Here is a 17829-nt window from a genome sequence, read left to right on the forward strand (position 1 = left end):
GAGACTGAGCGTAGCTAGCGGCTCACGCAGCTGGCAAGCACCGAGACGACCTGATCCGACGGGTACTGCAACAGCAGCACCGACACCACCGGCTCCTCGTCCGCGGTCGAGTAGACGTGTGGCTGGTCGGCCGGGAAACAGACGTAGTCGCCGGCGTCGAGCACGTACGGCTCGTTCGGCGGCCCGACCTGTAGCCGTCCTGAGGTCACCACCACGTGCTCCAGCCCGGGATGGCCGGCCGAGTGCTGTACCGCGCCGGGCCGGACCCGTTGGTCGTACAGTTCGAACACGGTGTCCTGCAGGTCGAGCCGCCGGAACATGCGCAGGTCCACCGCGACGCTGCTGAGCACGTCCAGGCCCGCGCCGCGGACCAGGACCACCTCCGGCGCCGTCCGCTCGGTCAGCAGGGTCGACACCGGCACCTGAAAGGCGTTCGACAAACTGAACACGGTTTCGATGGTCGGGTTGCCTGTGCCGGACTCCAGCTGGGACAGCGTGCCCTTGGCGATGCCCGAGCGCCTGGCGAGTTCGGACATGGACAGGCCGGCCTGCGCGCGCAGCGCCCTGAGGTTCGCGGCCAGCACCTGACCAGCTTGTTCCTTCACCACCAGGGCCTCCTCGCGCTCGCCCGCACGAGGCTACCCAACCGCGCCCGGATAAGCTTGGTCGTCCGGCGCTTGCAGAGGTTAGGAAGATCATGGCCGAGGCCGCTTTCATCTCCACGACCATCCCTTACGTGAACGCGCAGCCGCACCTGGGGCACGCGTTCGAGTACAGCCAGGCCGACGCGTACGCGCGGCACATGGCCAGCCAGGGCATGGACGTCTACTTCCTGAGCGGCTCGGACGAGAACAGCCTCAAGAACGTGCTCGCCGCGGAGAAGGAAGGCATCACCGCGCGCGAACTCGTCGACCGCAACGTGGTGTTCTTCGAGCGGATGGCCGACGACCTCCAGGTCCGGTTGCGCCGGTTCATCCGGACCAGCGTCGACCAGGACCACCTCGACGGCGCCGTGGAGATCTGGCAGCGGATGGCCGCCCGCGGCGACATCTACGCCAAGGACTACGAGGGCCTGTACTGCGTGGGCTGCGAACAGTTCTACACGCCGGCCGAACTGGTCGACGGCAAGTGCCCGGAGCACTTCACCGTGCCGGACCTGGTCAGCGAGCGGAACTACTTCTTCCGGCTGTCCAACTACCAGGACGCCCTGCTCGCCGCGTTGGAGTCCGGCGAGCTGAAGGTGGTCCCGGAGTCGCGGCTGAACGAGGTCACCAGCTTCGTGCGGTCCGGCCTGGAGGACATCTCGATCTCCCGCTCGACCGGCCGCGCCCGCGGCTGGGGCATCCCGGTGCCGGGCGACGACAACCAGGTGATGTACGTCTGGATCGACGCGCTGACCAACTACACCAACGCCCTTGGCTGGACCCGGGACGCCGACGAGTACCAGCGGTACTGGGTGGACGCGGCCAAGCGGGTGCACGTGGTCGGCAAGGGCGTGACCCGGTTCCACGCCGTGTACTGGCCGGCGATGCTGATGTCGGCCGGCCTGAAGATGCCGACCGAGGTGGTCGTGCACGGCTACATCACCGCGGCCGGCCAGAAGCTCAGCAAGACGACCGGCAACGTGATCGACCCGACCAACCTGATCGAGCGGTTCGGCTCGAACGCGGTCCGTTACTTCCTGCTGGCCGAGTTCTCCCCGTTCATCGACGGCGACTTCAGCGAAGAACGCCTGATCGCCCGGTACAACGCGGATCTGGCGAACGGCATGGGGAACCTGCTGTCCCGCGCGACGAGCATGACCGTCCGTTACCGCGACGGCGTGGTGCCCGCGCCGAGCGAGATCGGCGACCCGGAGCGCGCGCTCGCCGAGCAGCTCGTCGCGTCCGAGCAGGCGTCGGTCGCCGCGATGGCCGGCTACGACCACCGCGAAGCACTGGCCCGGATCTGGGACCTGGTCCGCCGGACCAACGCGTACGTCGACGAGCGGGCCCCGTGGCACCTGGCCAAGGACGAGGCCCAGGCGTCCACATTGGACACGACACTGCACTACCTGGTGGCCGCGATCCGCCAGCTGGGCCGGCTGTTGCTGCCGTTCCTGCCGCAGGCCGCCGACGCGATCATCCGCACCCTGGGCGCCGAACCGGACAAGGTGCCGGGCGCGGCGAACTGGCTGGACTCCCTCACCGGCGTCCAGGTCACCAAGTCCCCCGCGCTGTTCCCCCGGATCGAGGCCTGACACCGCGGCGAGCCCGTCAGGCTCGCCGCGGCTGTCGCTAACCCTTCAGGAACAGCACCTTGAGCTGGGGCGATGTCCAGATGTCCCACTCACAGAACCGGCCGCGGACCCACTTCCCCCGCGAGAACAGCTTGGTCTGGTCGGCGAAGTGCGGCGACGTCGGATCGGTCGACTGCGAGTACGTCAACAGCGTCCGCGCGTCCGGACACGGCGAGTCGGTGAACGACACGGCCTGGATGTAGCTGGACCCGTGGATGATGTCGGGGCTGCCCTGTCCGTTGTCCCGCACCGGGGTCAGCACGTTGAGAACACCCAGATTGCCGGGTGCGCCGTGCACGCTGATCTTCTCGCCGTTACGCGTGACGTACTGGCTGTCCGAGAGTGGAGCGTCGAACGGGATGTTGGCCGCCCGCAGGACCGCGACCGCGTCGGTGAACGCCTTGCGCACCTCGGGCCGTGCGGTGTCCAGGGTGTTCGGCGTGCCGACCGGGTCGGCCGGGTTGAACGGGACCTTCCAGGCGTCCGGCGGCACCTGCTTCCAGAACCGTCCGAACAGCGCCGCCCCACGGGACGCCGACGTGAACGTCCTGTCCCACTTGGCAAGACTGTCGCACGCGTTGCCGACGTCCGGCAAGGTGCGGCACATGGCGACCACGTCCGTGACCGTGAGCTGGCCCATCAGGCTGCGGTCGCTGAACAGCATGTCCTGAATGGACTGTCGGGAGAACTTCCTGCCGTCCAGCTCGGTGATGGCCATCCGGGTCCGTGGGCTGCGCGCGGTGCCGATGTCACCGATGATCCGCGGGTAGCCGGTGATCGGCTGGTGCGGGTTCGCCAGCCACGCGCTGTCGTTTGCGTTCTCCACGTAGTCGCCGCGGGTGAGCAGCGGCTGTCGGGACGGGCCGAACAGCCCTGGTTGCACCGCGTCCTTGTCGTTGCCCCATGCGCATCCCGTTGTGCTGCCGTCCAGTACGGCCAGCCCGGTGTCCTGGAAGATCGCGTTGCCCAGCGGCGTGTTGCACTTCTTCGCCAGCTCGTCGGTGATGTTCGGGACGACCTGGATGTCCGCGTACGTGGCGTTTCCGGACCGGTCGGCGGCGATCGTGTTGACCCACGGCGACGCCAGGTTCGTCGAGAGGCTGCGCACGATGTCGCCGGTCGAGCGGGCCAGGTCGAAGTCGAACCACATGTTCAGCCCACGGAAGTTGTCGACGTTGGCGTCCTTGAGCGCGTACGCCGTGTCCCTGGTCCAGGCGACCGGCAACCCGAACCCACCGCCAAGGACCGGACCGTACCGGGTGGACCACAACGTTCGTTCCACAGTGGACAGTTTGCCGTCGGCGCCGCGGACCTGAACCCGGACCGTCCGGTTGGTCATCGCCTCGGGTTTGCCATCCACCAGGTACGTGGTCGGCGAGGTCAGTTTCAGCTGGTACAGGCTGAACCCCACCGGGGTGGACACGGTGTGGCTCCAGGCGACATCACGGTTGTAGCCGATCTGCACCAACGGCAGGCCCAGCAACGACGCGCCGGACACATCCATCCGGCCGGGCACGGTCAGCTGCGCCTGCCAGAACCGGCGGCCGCCCTGCCACGGGTAGTGCGGGTTGCCCACCAGCAGCCCACGACCGTTGGCCGAGGCGTCCCGGCCGAGGGCGAACGCGTTGCTTCCCATGTCCTTTTTGGACTCCATCGCGGCCCGGACCCGGTCCCCCAGGCCAGCCGGGACAGCGGCCGGCGACTGAGCCGCGGCCGCCGGTGGCTGGGCCGACGTGATGCCGTCCATCAGCTGGCCCTCGCCCGCGAGCACCAAGAGGGCGTGCAGGTGCCGGTACACGTCGATCTCGCTGATCGGCCGGACCCAGGCCGCGCCCCGGCAGGCCGGGTCGGTGACCCTCCCCTCGGCCACGAACCTGTTGTACCCGGCGACGTAGCCGCGGACGAGCTCCCGGACCTCGGGCTTCGGCCCGAGCGGCGCCGGCTGCCGCATCCCCTTCTCGATCAGCCCGGAGTCGTTGACCTGCTGGAAGTACAGGTCGCTGGACAGGCTGGTGGCCGCGTCGCTGAGCGCCACGTTGCCCGGCGCGTCCGGCCCGAAGAAGCGGGACCGTTGGGCGGCCAGCGTGACGTACATGTCCGCGATGACACAGACATTGTCGGTGGCGGCGGCGTAACCGTAGCCGTAGCCGACGCCGCCGAACGTGTTCGCCTTGATGTGCGCGACACCGTTCTCGGTGTAGCGCACCAAAGCCGTGAAGTCATTTCCCCGATCTTCCGCCGCCATTGCCTGACCGGTCGAACCGGCCAACGCGACCACGGCGGCGAGCGTGGTCATCCGTCTCATCAGAGGCACAGGCCTCTTTGTACTTCAGCGGCGGCGCCCGGACATCGGGGAGATCACCCAGGGGCGCCCGCCTTCATCCCGAGCAGGATCGTTCGCAGGCCGTGTTCGAAGGCCGAGTCGGCGTCGTCCTCGAACAGGTGCGGCAGCATCGACGCGGTCAGCGGGAAGCGCTGGACGTCGATCTTCGCGACCTGCTTGTCCAGGTTGTACGGGTTCTCGGCGTAGTCACTGCCGTGCCGTGCCTGTTCCTCGATGGTGAAGCCGACTGTGTAGTGGTAGACGACCGGATACGTGCGCGCGACGTACACGAGCGGGAAGTCCGCGTCCTGCAGGGCGCGCAGGGTCAGCTCGGTGGTCCGGTGGATCACCGGGTGGGTGATGTTGGTGCCGGCCACCACTTTCCCGCCGTCCCGGTAGGCGAGCATCGCGCGACGGAACCCGAACGCGCCATCGACCACCCAGTCGTCCCAGCTCACGCCGCGGCCGGGCAGCTCAAGGCTCTCGTTGCGACGCAGGACCATGATCGTGGCCATCTCGTCGAGCAGTTCCTGCTTGCCCTTGACGTGCCAGTACAGGGCGGACGCCTGCACGCCGAGGTCCTTGGCCACCAGTCGCATGGTCAGCCCGTCCAGGCCGACCTCGTTCAGCAACCGCAGGCCGGCCTCGGCGATCACCTCGGGACTCAACTTCACGCTTGACAGACTAACACCGTTCACGCCATCGTGAACGAGCGTCAATTCAGATGAACATCGTTCAGGGAGGGATCGACATGGATGTGGTGGATGTGGATGTTGTGGATGTGATCGTCGCGGGGGCCGGCCCGACGGGTTTGATGCTGGCGTGCGAGCTGCGGCTGGCCGGGGTGAACGTGCTCCTGGTCGACCAGCTCGCCGAGCGCGGGACGACGGAGTCCCGCGCGGGCGGGCTGCACGCGCGCACGATGGAGGTGCTGGACCAGCGCGGCCTGGCGGACCGTTTCCTGGCGGCGGGACGGCAGATCCAGGCCGGCCATTTCTCCGGGCTCCGGCTGGACTTCACCGAGTTCCCCACCCGCTACCCGTTCACGCTCGGGCTGTTGCAGCACCGGGTCGAGCGGCTGTTGGAGGAGCGTGCGGCCGAGCTGGGCGTCCAGGTCCGCTGGTCCTCACCGGTGATCGAACTGCGCCAGGACGAGACCGGCGTCGAGGTCGTCGTCGGCGGCGACCGGTTCAGAGCCGCCTACCTGGTGGGCTGCGACGGCGGCCGGAGCACGATCCGCAAGCTCGCCGGGATCGACTTCCCCGGCACGGAGGCGACGATGACCGCGCTGCTGGGCGATGTCGAAATGGCCGCCCCACCCGACGACACCGTCTTCATGGAACGCCACGAGCACGGGGATTACAGTGTGATCGCCTTCGAGCCGGGCTGGTACCGGGTGTTCACCGCGGAATACGACCATGTCGCCGACCGGGACGCGCCGATGACGTTCGAGATCCTGCGCGAGTCAGTGGTCCGGATCGCCGGCACCGACTTCGGGATGCACAGCCCACGATGGGTCTCGCGGTACAACGACACCGCCCGACTGGCCTCCCGTTACCGCGAGGGACGTGTGCTCCTCGCCGGGGACGCCGCGCACATCCATTACCCAGCAGGCGGCCAAGGGCTGAACATGGGCGTGCAGGACGCGGTCAACCTCGGCTGGAAACTGGCCGCGGTGCTGCAGGGGCGAGCGTCCGACACTTTGCTGGACACGTACCAGACAGAACGCCAACCGGTCGCCGAGCGAGTCCTGCGCAACACGCGCGCACAGTCCGCGCTCGGCCGGCCCGGCGCGCACATGGACGCCATGCGGGCCATCATGGCCGGCCTGATCACCAAGCCGGACGTGAACGAAGCCCTGGGCAGCATGATCGGCGCCCTGGACATCCAGTACCCCCTCGGCAGCGGCCACCCCCTGATCGGCCGCCGAGTCCCCGACCTGGACCTGAAAACTGACTCCGGCCCCACCCGCCTCTACGAACTACTGCACACCGGCCGCCCAGTCCTCCTCGACCTCGGAGCCGGCGTATCAGCGCCGAACGACTGGGTCGACGTAGTCAGAGCCCAGTGCGACGCAGAAGAATGGCCGATCCCCGTGTTGGGGACCGTGCCCGCGGCACGCGCCCTCCTGATCCGCCCGGACGGACACGTGGCATGGGTCGACGGCTCCGGCAACCTCACATCGGCGTTGACCACATGGTCGTGACTCCTGGGTTTGGGCGTCCAGACCTCACCGGCGGGCTGTGCGTTCTCAGCGGACTTGGCAGAACCTCGGGGTGTCGCACGCGGGTTTGAAGGTTCTCAGGCGATGACACAGCAAGCGGCCCGGTTGCTCTTTGTTCGTCCCCGCCTGGGCTGACGTCAGTTTCCGCAGAGTTGACTCGTCTCACTCGAGTCCGCGCGGAAGTGGACATGCGGTTGAGGAAACTCGGACACGCTGTCATACCGATCACAGGACGCCCCGTCGTTTCGACAAGTTCTCCCCAGCGGGACAGCGGTTGGCTCAGGTGTTGCCGGTGTGCGCGCGGGCGACAGTTCGGCGAGCATCGCGCCAGGCGATCAGGGCTGTTCGCAGACGTGGTGAGGTGACGTCCTCACCTCGGCGTCTCGCGCGTAGTTGATCGATCAGCCAAGCCGGAGCATGGGCCTGTTCGACCGCCTGGCTCTTCGTGAGAAGTGCACCGTTGCTCAGCGCATAGCGGCCACGGGCCATCGACGTAAGGCCAAGATCGGCGATGACGGGGTTCAACCACATCCGTGGGCGCCGGGCCGCCCACGCCCAGTATCCAGTCAGCTCAGCACGGGCTGCTTCGCGGAGATCGTCGTCACTCATAGGGGGCAACACAGCGCACGGCGAGCGGCCGACAACGGCATGCCCATGACGCACAAGCTCAGCCCTGGTGATTCCGGAAAGGATGCGCTCAACCAGCGAGCCGTGAGTCCACGTCGGATGCGTCATCCGAACATCCGAGACCTTCCCGGCCTCGACATAGACACATCCGAGGTCGAGACCAGAGCCAACGCCCTCGTCGAGATGACGATGCACAGCCACGAGAGTGGCCTGCCGGTGTGTGTCGACCGGGCCGTCCACAAGCGCGACCAGGTCGATATCACTGACCCCGGGAACGTAGTCGCCAGTCGCCAGCGATCCCGCGACAAACACATCACTCACCCACCCAAGCCCCGCCAGCCGTGTGCCGAACTCCGCCACGACAGGCACCGAGGTCACCATGATCGCAGTCTACGAACTCCCTCACCACAAGACCGGCGGTGAACGTCATCCATCAGAATCGTGGAGATGGTCGGCATACTCACATGCCGCGTCGGGTGTGACCGAGCAGCCAACAGACCGCGCCGTTGGCCACCGTTCGACTGGGCCGCTCCTGCTCAATCGGCGTGCCAGGCAGATGGATCGGCACTGTGCTACCTGCCACCTCCGGCGCTTGGCTCAGACAGCAGTGGTACGGCTGCCCCGCGCACCACCATGCGATATGACCGCGCCCGCAAGAACCTTGACCGTCACCCCAACTACATCCTTGCTGTCACATCCATGCGATTGCGGCGTGGATGAGGACGGCAGCTCGGTAGACGATCGCGTGTTTGTCGTATCGGGTGGTGAGGCCGCGCCATTGCTTCGTTTGGCAGAACCGGCGTTCGATCACATTGCGGTTCTTGTAATCGTGGGCGTCGAGGCCGACGGGCCTGCCGCCGCGTGAGCCGCGGCGTTTGCGGTGCCCCTGCTGGTCTCTGGGGTTCGGGGATGACGGCCTCGATGCCGCGGCTCGCGCAGGTCCTGTCGGATCGCGCGGGACGGGTATGCCTTGTCGCCGCGAACCGCATCCGGTCTCGTGCGCGGTCGCCCGACGTTACGGCCTCCCCGCAGCTGCTGCAGGAGCGGGCAGCAGCATCGGGGAGTCCCTGGCCTGACCGGGCGTGATCAGCTTGACCAGTGGCAGCCCGTTGCCGTCGACGAGCTGATGGAGCTTCGTCGACAACCCACCCCGCGAGCGGCCGATCCCGTGATCAGGCGGCTCGACCGCTGGATTCGCGTAGTTCGACCCATCCCCCTGTGGGGCGGATCGTGTTCGTCGCATGCTGATGTGCGCGAGCGATCGTCGGGCATCCGAGAGCAACTAGGGATCCGGCCAATGGCTTCGGGTCAGGTCCGCTTGCGGCTCGCGATCTTGTCAGAGAGCTGCTGCACATGGGCGGGGTCCGCGTCCCGGGCAAGGGCGACGTAGTGGTCCATGACGGCCGGCCGGTAGCGCACGGGCAACGTCTGTCCTGGGGCGAGTCGGGTGAGCTCGGTGATCGTGAGGCCTTCGTCCGCGATACCGCGGAACGAGATGCCGTCGGCGGTCTCCACGTCGAACATCAGGACCACGCGTGGATTGCTGTTGACCTCCCGCCAGTCGACGAGAACGCCGAGCGCAAGCGCCCCCGTACGCAGTTCCGCATTGCGTTTCCACGCATCACTGCTCAGGGACGGGTTCGGGGCGACGCCCGGGAAGTCGGGCCCGACGCCGAGCGATTCCCGACTCAGGTCGGGCCTGAGCTGCGCCATCAGATCGTCGAGCTTCTTCTTCGAACCGAACATCCTGTCGCTGAACTTCTTGTTCCAACCGAACATCCTGACCCCTCCCGCACACCGGTGCCGGAATCTCGGCCTGGCGCTTCGCCCTCACCGCGATCGTACGTCACGGCCATTCCCGACACCGTCGCATCGCCCCGTCCCGATGGGGTCGCCGTCCGCGGTCGCGGACGGGCTTGGTCGAGAGCAACTGAAAACGCGACACGGGACCAGAGTTCCAGCCAGAACGCTCAACCTTTGCCAGACCCGCCCTATTGTCCCGAAGCGACTACCCGGGCGACCGGTGATCGCTTCGATCACCGCGATCGCTGTGTTGGCCGGCTCAGCCGCCAGGTCGATACCCACCGTCCGCGTGTGTTCCTGCCCTGCCTGATACCGAGAATGAGTCGCTGCAGATCGTTCAGGTTGCCGTGGTCGCTGGGCTCTGACGCTACGCGTTGCTTCAGCAGCGGTCTGCTGATATGCCGCTCGTGATCGGCTCGTAGAAGGTGCTGGCGATACGCGGAACGATCTCCGTTCCGCCTGACCAGGCGCAGTTCTGCAGGAGGAATTGTCAATTCCTGTGGATCACTTGGTGGGGGTGGGATCAATGCTGGGTTCGTGATGGGTGGGTGGCGTCGTAGCGGCGTCGGTTGTTGTTGATCTCTTGGCGGTGTGTGGTGGCCCATTCGCCGAGGGCGACAACGGAGTCGAGCAGTGTCGTGCCGAGTGGGGTGAGCGTGTAGTCGACGCGTGGGGGGACGCTGGGGTGCACGGTGCGGGTGAGGAGGCCGTCGCGTTCGAGTTGCCGCAGGGTCAGGGTGAGCATGCGCTGCGAGATGCCGGTGACCGCGCGGTGTAGCTCGCTGAAGCGCAGGGTCTGGTCGCGGAGTTGCCCGATGACCAGGATGCTCCACTTGTCGCCGATCAGGGCGAGGATCCGCAGCACCTGCCGGCATACTTCGCCGTCCGGTTCGCCGCCGTTGGCGGCTGTGGGCTGGGGCCTGACGTCGCGGTGCCGTCCGGCCGGCGAGGTGTTTTTGTGTGGCGCCAAGGGTTACCTCCGTGTGCGTCACCGACATGAATGTGCCGTCTTGCCACCGTCACTGTAGTGACAAATCATGATGCTACGAACAAAGAGTAACCCTCGGCGGCGGGTCGGGAGAGCGCCCGAGTCGACCGTTGTGGCCAGAAGGGACGTTGTGGTGGCGAAGACACTCGTTGTTGTCGGTGCTGGTCCGGGGTTGGGAATGGGGGTGGCTCGGGCGTTCGGCCGCCACGGCTTCCAGGTCGGGTTGATCGCCCGCACCAAGGACCGGCTGAACGCCCTGGTCGGCGAGTTGACCGAGCAGGGTGTCACCGCGGCGGCGTTCCCCGCTGACATCCATGATCGTGGTGCGCTGGCCGACGCCCTCGCCATGGCCGGGGACACGCTGGGTCCGATCGACGTGCTGACCTACAGCCCCAGCCCGACCGGGCCGATCACGCACGCCTCGCAGACCACGGCCGCCTCGGCCGCCGCACAGTTCGAGTTGCATGTGTTGGGCGCGGTGACGGCGGTGGGGCAGGTGCTGCCGAGCATGCGTGCCCGTGGTGCGGGCACGCTCCTGCTGACCACCGGCGTGTCCTCCACGGTCCCCGCGCCGTTCTTGGCCAACGTGGGCCTGGCCATGGCCGGCTTGCGCAACTGGGCGCACGCCCTGCACGCCGAACTGCGACCACAGGGGATCTACGCGGCAACGGTGACGATCGCCTCCGGTGTCATCCCCGGCGGTGGCGACGCCGACCCAGATGCCATTGGTGCCCGCTACTACCGCATGTACCAGCAACGAGATCGCGTGGAAGAGATCATCGGCGACATCGACACGTTCCGCGACCTCGTCGCCCAGTGGATGAGTGAGAACGGCGGATCGGCCCCGTCGACCGCGGGCTAGGCAACGTCCTCATCGGGTCGCTCGACGATACTGGAATGCGTGGATCATGCCGCGGGGATGGTTGTGACGGAGGATGGGTGCCGGCTGTGGGCTGCTGAGGCGGGCCATGGGGAGGCGGTGGTTCTGTGTCATGGCGGTCCTGGTTTGTGGGACATGTTCGGCGATGTCGCTGACGTGTTGGCGCCGCGGGTGCGGGTGATTCGGTGGGATCAGCGCGGTTGTGGGCGATCCGAGCGGCGTGGTCCGTACTCGCTGGCACGCACAGTGCGGGACCTGGACGCTGTCCGTCGGCACTTCGGGTTGGATCGGATGGTCGTGCTGGGCCACTCGTGGGGTGCGACGTTGGCGCTGCGCTACGCCTTGGACCAGCCGGATCGGGTCAGCAAGCTCATCTACGTGTCCGGCACGGGCCTTGGGCGGGAATGGCACGAGCACTACGAGCGGAACCTCGCCGCGCGTCTGGGAAACAGCGGGGCGCGGCTGGCGGAGTTGAAGGGCCGTGCGCGTACCGCGTCCGAAGATCGCGAACTCGCGGTGCTGCAGTGGTCCGCGGACTTCGCCGACGCGAGTAAGGCCACGGGTTACGCGGAGCGGATGGCCGACCCTTGGTTCGAGATCAACTATGAGTGCAACGCGGCGATCAACCGGGAAGAACGGGAGGTATGGCGCGAAACCGAGTTGGTCGCGGCCTGTCGTACGTTGGCGGTTCCGACGCTGATCGTGGACGGCGCGCTCGACATCCGGCCCCGTTGGGCGGTGGATTCGTTGCAGCAGGCCTTGTTGTCGGCGACGCGGGTGGTTGTGGACAACGCCGGTCATGTGCCGTGGCTGGAAGCACCTGACGAGTTCGGCTCCGCACTGCTGACATTCCTGCACGAGTCCTAGCCCAACGAAAACGATCCTGCCGGGCGTCGGCGGCGTCCACGATGGCCGCGGCCCGGTCACGGCCGCACTTGACAAGGCCACCTTGGTGGGTGACATTGGTTCAGTGGATCAGCCACTGCTCCAGAATGAGCCGATCGGCCGGGGCACGGTCGTGGACGCCCTGGTCGCCCGGGTCAGGGCGGACATTCTCAGTGGGCGGTATCCGCCGGGGTCGTTGCTCCCGCCGGAGCGGGCGCTCGCGGCGAGTTACGGGGTGACACGGACTTCGCTGAAGCATGCGCTGGTTCGGCTGGTGCAGACCGGTCTGGTCGCCACCAAGCACGGTGTGGGCACGCGGGTTCTGGACCATGCGCGGTTGCGCAGCCTGGAGTTGTTGCCCGAGTTGGTGATGGCCGACGGGCCGGGGTGGTTCGTGGAGATCTTCGAGACCCGGCGGGAGATCGGCGCGCTGGTGGTGGCCAGGGCCGCCGAACGGGCCACCGCCGAGCATCACGACCGGCTGACCGACTTGGTCAACCGGGTGCGCACCGCGGCCGACCCGGACGAGGCGCAGGTCGCGGAGTGTGCGATCCACCGACTGTTCGGTGAGGCCTGCGGCAACCGGGTCTACCGGATCCTGGTGGACACGTTGCTGGACGCGTACATGCCGGTGCGGGCGTTGTTCGTGCGGCCGTTCAGTGATCCGCCGGTCGCGGCGGCGCGGATCGCGCCGGTTGTGGAGGCCGTGATCGTGGGCGACCCGGCCGACGCGCACCAAGCGGCGACCATGTACCTGGCCGAAACGGAACGCATGATGCTGGGACAGGAGTGACCTGTGTCGACGACATTCAGGGAAACCATGGCCGGCACAGTCGGTTCCCGGCCGATGCGGATGGATCTGCACGTGACCGTTCCGGGGTTGCTACTGCCGTGGTCGGACGTGACGGCAGCGATCACCGGGCACGTCACCATCGACGGCCTGGCCGACGCGCCGGCGACGGGCACGTTGCGAATAGCCCCGCTGCGAGCCCGGATCATCCACTACCGGTGCTCTTTCGCTGCGTTGGACGGCCGGATGCTGCACCTGGACGGACACAAGTCGATCGACCCACGGCACCCGACCCGGTCGATGACGACCCTGCCGGCAACGGTGCGCGACGCGGCCGGTGCAGTGGTCGGCGAGGCGGACCTCACCTTCGACATCCGGCGCGATCTGGTGAAGTTCCTTGCCGGCTTCCGATTCCCCCGTGACCCGACGCTGATGGCACCGCGATGGCGTGGCCAGCCCGGCCGGCTCGAGGTCTGGTACACGACCTTCACGGACCCGGACACGAAGACCGGGGTGTGGCTGCACCACGAGATGGTCGCGCCCAGCGACGGCGGCCCGCCGCGGGTCCTCGGCTGGGCAGCGGTGTTCCCGCCCGGAAAGCCGCCTGTCCACGGCAGGTTCGGACCGTTCCCGCAGATGCCCGCTAACCGGCTGCAGGGCACGGCCGACGACGTCCACTGGGATCTGGCGTCCTCGGGAAGCGGCGGCGACCCGATGTTCACGTTCCCGCGGTGGACCTGGGACCGTGAGATTCTGCCTGCGGCACAAGTGGTTCCCGAGCCCTCCGCGATCTTCAACGGGACCGTGAAATGGAATGACGGCGAGCTGACCGTCCGCGACGGACACGGCGCGACGGCCCGGATCTACGGCCACGGCAACGCCGAGAAATGGGCGTGGCTGCACGCGGACCTCGGCGACGGCGACGTGCTGGAAATAGTGAGCGCGGTGTCCCGACGGTGGCCGTTGCGTCAGTTGCGGCCGTTGACATTCCTGCGACTCAGGGTCGGCGGACAGGAATGGCCGGCTCGGGTCATGACAGCCGCACCACGGTTGCGCGCGTCGATCGGACTGCCGACGTGGACGGTGTCCGGCAGAGTCGGGAACTGGCGGATCACCGTGGACGTTACCCAATCAGCGGACGGAACACTGGCACTGGAGTACCGCGATCCGGATGGCGCACAGGCGGTCTGCCGGAACAGTGAACGAGCGGACGCCCGGATAGTCCTGGAGGAAAGCAGAAACGGCTCCTGGCAAGTGCACCGAACCTGGGAACTGAACGGAACCGCCCACGCCGAGGTGGGCAGTCGTGATTGAGGAGGGGAACGCCCACTGCCGACTGGGAAGGCATCCAGGGTGGCGGCCACGCGAGGCATCGGACGCTGCCATGGACGGTCGCCGACGGCCGCCATCGACGGAGCACCAAGGTGGCCGCCGTGGATGACCGGGCCGGCAGACCACCGGACAACGAGGCAATGCAGCGGGTGGCCACCGTGGATGACTGGGCGTCTCGGTTCGCGCGACTCACCTCTGGGTTTCCGTTGTCAGCGCGGCTTGGGATTCGTGCTGCCGCCCGGTTCGTGCCTGAACTGGTCAAGGTCCCGATGTTGCTCGCCGCCGCTGCGGAGACCACGGGCGACGCCACTCCTGGTCGCCCCGATCCGCCGTTGACCTGTGTCCCGTCCGCTGAGTGGCGGGGTGGTTCGGCGGATGTCGTGGTGGTGGGTTCCGGGGCGGGTGGGGCGGTGGTGGCGAAGGTTCTGGCCGAGGCGGGGATGGATGTCGTCGTGGTTGAGGAGGGACGACGGCATACCGCTGAGGAGTTTCGGCGCACGTCCACATTCGACAGGTTCCGTACGTTGTACCGGGACTCCGGCGCGACTGTCGCGTTAGGACTTCCGCCGGTTGTGCTACCGTTGGGGCGTGGGGTTGGCGGCACTACGCTTGTCAATTCCGGTACGTGTTTTCGGACGCCGGACCGTGTGTTACGGCGATGGCGCGAGCAGTGGGGTGTTCCCACCGACGAGTTCCCCGAACTGCTTGACGCGGTCGAACGCATGCTTCACGTTGCCCCGCAGCCGCTCGATGTCCTCGGCCGCAACGGTTTGCTGGCCATCGCGGGCGCGAGTAGCCTGGGGTGGGACGCGCAACCGTTGAACCGCAACGCCCCGGGATGTGCTGGGTCTTGTCAGTGTGCGGTGGGTTGTCCGCGCAATGCCAAGAACGGGGTTCATCTCAACGCGTTGCCGGATGCTTGCCGGGCTGGTGCGCGGATCGTCACCGAGGCGCGCGTCACCAGGGTGATCACCGCGCGCCGCAGGGCCGAAGGGGTTCTGATTCGCCGGCCGGACGGCAGTTCGTTCGTCCTGCGCGCGCCCCTGGTGGTCGTCGCGGCCGGGGCCACTGAGACGCCGCCGTTGCTGCGCAGGTCGGGGTTGGGCGGGCAGCCGGGGCTCGGCCGGGGTATGGCGGTTCATCCGGCGACGACTGTGGCCGGCCGGTTCGACGAACCTGTCAACAGCTCACGCGGTGTGTTGCAAAGCGTGGGTATCGAACGGTTCCACGATGAGGGCATCCTGATCGAGGCCACCACCGGGCCGGCCGGCCTGGTCACGTTCCCGCTGCCCGGCACCGGCCGGGAACTCCGGCACGAACTGGACAACCGGCATCACCTCGCCTATCTGGGTGCGATGGTGGCGGACGCGCCCGCCGGCCAGGTCCTGGGCCGCCACCGGCCGGTCATCACGTACCAGCTCACCCGGGCGGACGCGGGCAAGCTGCGCAAGGCCATGGTGGAGATGGGGCGGGTGCTGTTCGCCGCGGGCGCCACGGAGGTGTTGACCGGCCTGGACCGACACCCCCGGGCGAGTACGGTCGAAGAGCTCGCGGAGATCGTGGGGACCACACCGGCGAAGGCCCTGCGGGTCGCCGCGTTCCATCCCACGGGCACCGCCCGGATGGGCGCCGACGGGCAGCGGGCGCCTGTTGACGTCACTGGGCGGCTGCGCGGTGTGTACGGTGTATACATCGCGGACGGTTCCTGCCTGCCGACGTGTCCCGAGGTGAACCCCCAGGTCACGATCATGGCGGTGGCGATGGCCGTCGCGAACGGGATCAGGTCAACGTCCTGAGCACGCTCACAGGTGCGTCGCCAGGAACTCCTCGGTCAGCTGCCACGCCCGCGCCGCGGGTTCCGGCTGGTAGAACATGGGCGCCACGCGGTTGTGGAACGCGTGCCCGGCGTCGGCCTGGATGTGCAGTTCGATGTTGTCGTGGCCTTCGACCGCGTCGGCCACCTTGGAGACCGAGTCGGCCGGGATGTACGGGTCCTGCCCGCCGAAGTGCAGCTGCAGCGGCGACTTGATCTGCTCGAGCAGGCTGAGGCTGTTCGGCACCTCGGATCCGTAGAACGACACCACCGCGGTCGGCCGGACCTGGGCGGCGAGCTTGAACGCGAGCGACCCGCCGAGGCAGAACCCGAGCACCGCGACTCCCCCGTCGATCTCGGGCAGTCCTTCGAAATGTCGCAACGCCGTCACGGAATCCGTGACGCCCCCCTCGACGTCGAACCGCCCGCGCACGGCGACCGAGTCGTGCAGGCCCTGTTCGGTGTGGTCGGCGTTCCATCCCGGACTGATCCGCCAGTACAGGTCCGGTGCCGCGACCACGTACCCGAGCGCGGTCAGGTCGGCGGCGACCGCCTCGATGTACTCCCCCACACCGAAGATCTCTTGCAGGATGAGAACTCCCGGGCCACGGCCCGATTCCGGCGGCCACACCCGCAAGTCGAACTTGCCGTCGGGCGCGGAAACTGATTCTGTACGCTGTGCGCTCACGTCATGAACCTACAGGTTGAAACTCAACTAACCACACATGTGGGAATAACGAAGAGTTTTCACTGCTGGAGGCCGAATGATCGACTCGTTGCCGAAGCGGCGACATAGGTCGAGCTTGATCCTTATCGTCCTGATGATCGGCACCGTCCTGGTCGCCTGTAAGAAGTCCGACACGGCGGCGCCACCGCCCCCGTCCGAAACGCCGTCCGAGTGGACCTCCGAGGCCGCGTCCGCGCCGCCGTCCGATTCGGCCGGCGCACCTGCGCCACAACCTGGTTCGTCGGCTCCGAAACCCAGCGCTCCCCCGCCGTCGGCCGCTCCGCCGCCACCGCCGCCCGGGACCAACTGCGTCAAGAATCCGCGCGCGTGCGGTTTCCCGGACGCGAGCACCACGGGATGGCAGCCGACCGGCGTGAAGCTGACCACCGCGGGGGTCAAACTCACCTCGGACGCCGAGTTCCAGATCAACACCGCGGGCGCGGTGATCGACGGCAAGGACATTCAGGGCTGCGTCAGCATCAAGGCGAACAATGTGACCATCAAACGCAGTCGGGTGCGGTGTGACAGTTACTTCCCGATCCGCGTTTATGACGGTTTCAAAGGCGCGGTGATCGAGGACACCGAGATCGACGGGATGAACTCGGGCACCACCAACGCGGCCATCGGTTTCGACGGGTACGTCGCGCGGCGGGTGAACATCCACGGCGTCGGCGACGGCCCGCATATGGGCACCAACGTGGTGATCCAGGACTCGTACGTGCACGACCTCGCCAACTGCGACATCTGCCACAACGACACCATCCAGTCGTCGGGTGCGCTGAACGTGGTGCTGAACCACAACACGTTCATCAATGACGCGGAAGGCAAGAACGCGGTCGTCCGGATCGCCACCGAACAGGGCGACTCGCACAATTTCCTGGTCGAGAACAACCTTCTGGCCGGCGGCAACTACGCGGTCCAGGTGCGCAGCCAGGGCTACGGCTTCCCGCAGGGTGTGAAGGTGATCAACAACCGAATTGTGCCGACCTGGCGGTTCGGTCCGTTCGACGTGACGGACGGGACCATCGTGGCGACAGGCAACTTCCGCGACGACAACCTGGCGCCGCTTTCCGCCGACTGAGTGTTTCCGTTGAGTGGAAACCAGGGATCCGGGCCGCCCGAATCGCTCCTATTGTCGTACCCCCACGACGCAACGGAG

16 protein-coding genes are annotated in these 17829 nt (G+C 67.4%); 9 read left to right on the plus strand and 7 right to left on the minus strand.

The genetic code is table 11. The features are described from left to right. Nucleotides 1–14: 14 nt before the first annotated feature. The gene (locus EV192_RS12440) at nt 15–608 is read right to left on the minus strand and encodes a helix-turn-helix domain-containing protein (protein ID WP_132114523.1); all 594 of its coding nucleotides are present in this window, start codon (nt 606–608) and stop codon (nt 15–17) included. Between the two features lie 89 nt (nt 609–697). Between EV192_RS12440 and EV192_RS12445 the strand changes: the two genes are divergently transcribed. After that, nucleotides 698–2239, plus strand: a complete 1542-nt coding sequence (locus EV192_RS12445) for a methionine--tRNA ligase (RefSeq protein ID WP_132114525.1) — start codon at nt 698–700, stop codon at nt 2237–2239. Nucleotides 2240–2276: 37 nt separating this feature from the next. Here the strand turns inward: EV192_RS12445 and EV192_RS12450 are convergent, their stop codons facing one another. Both EV192_RS12450 and EV192_RS12455 read right to left on the minus strand, forming a co-directional pair. Continuing rightward, a complete protein-coding gene (locus tag EV192_RS12450; protein ID WP_132114527.1) occupies nt 2277–4574 on the minus strand; it encodes a penicillin acylase family protein in 2298 nt (765 codons plus the stop codon). Nucleotides 4575–4636: 62 nt separating this feature from the next. Further along, nucleotides 4637–5275: a TetR/AcrR family transcriptional regulator C-terminal domain-containing protein gene (locus EV192_RS12455; RefSeq protein WP_132114529.1), complete on the minus strand. Its 639-nt coding sequence runs from the start codon at nt 5273–5275 to the stop codon at nt 4637–4639. A 77-nt stretch (nt 5276–5352) separates the two neighbouring features. Here EV192_RS12455 and EV192_RS12460 point away from each other — a divergent pair, with 77 nt between their 5' ends. Next, nucleotides 5353–6807, plus strand: coding sequence for an FAD-dependent monooxygenase (locus tag EV192_RS12460; protein WP_132114531.1), 1455 nt, complete (start codon nt 5353–5355; stop codon nt 6805–6807). Nucleotides 6808–7104: 297 nt separating this feature from the next. On the opposite strand, the gene EV192_RS12465 is transcribed toward EV192_RS12460, so the two are convergent. Beyond that, a complete protein-coding gene (locus EV192_RS12465; RefSeq protein ID WP_132114533.1) occupies nt 7105–7833 on the minus strand; it encodes a nucleotidyltransferase domain-containing protein in 729 nt (242 codons plus the stop codon). Between the two features lie 331 nt (nt 7834–8164). Between EV192_RS12465 and EV192_RS55680 the strand changes: the two genes are divergently transcribed. Next, nucleotides 8165–8317: a hypothetical protein gene (locus EV192_RS55680; RefSeq protein ID WP_243726792.1), complete on the plus strand. Its 153-nt coding sequence runs from the start codon at nt 8165–8167 to the stop codon at nt 8315–8317. A 443-nt stretch (nt 8318–8760) separates the two neighbouring features. Here the strand turns inward: EV192_RS55680 and EV192_RS12480 are convergent, their stop codons facing one another. After that, nucleotides 8761–9231 (minus strand): hypothetical protein, encoded by a 471-nt coding sequence (locus tag EV192_RS12480; RefSeq protein WP_243726793.1) that lies wholly within the window; start codon nt 9229–9231, stop codon nt 8761–8763. A gap of 547 nt (nt 9232–9778) precedes the next feature. Further along, complete coding sequence (locus tag EV192_RS12485) at nt 9779–10225, minus strand: winged helix-turn-helix transcriptional regulator (RefSeq protein ID WP_207925994.1); 447 nt, start codon at nt 10223–10225, stop codon at nt 9779–9781. A 151-nt stretch (nt 10226–10376) separates the two neighbouring features. On the opposite strand from EV192_RS12485, the gene EV192_RS12490 reads away from it, so the two are divergent. The 5 genes from EV192_RS12490 to EV192_RS12510 all read left to right on the plus strand — a co-directional run bounded on the left by EV192_RS12490 (nt 10377) and on the right by EV192_RS12510 (nt 15926). Next, the gene (locus EV192_RS12490; RefSeq protein WP_132114535.1) at nt 10377–11105 is read left to right on the plus strand and encodes an SDR family NAD(P)-dependent oxidoreductase; all 729 of its coding nucleotides are present in this window, start codon (nt 10377–10379) and stop codon (nt 11103–11105) included. A gap of 57 nt (nt 11106–11162) precedes the next feature. Next, a complete protein-coding gene (locus EV192_RS12495; protein WP_132114537.1) occupies nt 11163–11990 on the plus strand; it encodes an alpha/beta fold hydrolase in 828 nt (275 codons plus the stop codon). Between the two features lie 103 nt (nt 11991–12093). After that, nucleotides 12094–12801: a FadR/GntR family transcriptional regulator gene (locus EV192_RS12500; RefSeq protein ID WP_207925995.1), complete on the plus strand. Its 708-nt coding sequence runs from the start codon at nt 12094–12096 to the stop codon at nt 12799–12801. Nucleotides 12802–12804: 3 nt separating this feature from the next. Continuing rightward, nucleotides 12805–14112 carry a hypothetical protein gene (locus EV192_RS12505; RefSeq protein WP_207925996.1) on the plus strand — a complete coding sequence of 436 codons (1308 nt, stop codon included), beginning with the start codon at nt 12805–12807 and terminating at the stop codon, nt 14110–14112. A 119-nt stretch (nt 14113–14231) separates the two neighbouring features. Further along, nucleotides 14232–15926, plus strand: a complete 1695-nt coding sequence (locus EV192_RS12510; protein WP_207925997.1) for a GMC family oxidoreductase — start codon at nt 14232–14234, stop codon at nt 15924–15926. A 6-nt stretch (nt 15927–15932) separates the two neighbouring features. Here EV192_RS12510 and EV192_RS12515 read toward each other — a convergent pair whose 3' ends face one another. After that, the gene (locus EV192_RS12515) at nt 15933–16631 is read right to left on the minus strand and encodes a dienelactone hydrolase family protein (protein WP_132114539.1); all 699 of its coding nucleotides are present in this window, start codon (nt 16629–16631) and stop codon (nt 15933–15935) included. A 133-nt stretch (nt 16632–16764) separates the two neighbouring features. On the opposite strand from EV192_RS12515, the gene EV192_RS12520 reads away from it, so the two are divergent. Further along, entirely contained in the window at nt 16765–17751 is a 987-nt protein-coding gene (locus EV192_RS12520; RefSeq protein WP_132114541.1) for a right-handed parallel beta-helix repeat-containing protein, read from the plus strand. Nucleotides 17752–17829 lie beyond the last annotated feature (78 nt).

It is taken from the genome of Actinocrispum wychmicini (genome assembly GCF_004345645.1).
Taxonomy (GTDB): domain Bacteria; phylum Actinomycetota; class Actinomycetes; order Mycobacteriales; family Pseudonocardiaceae; genus Kibdelosporangium; species Kibdelosporangium wychmicini.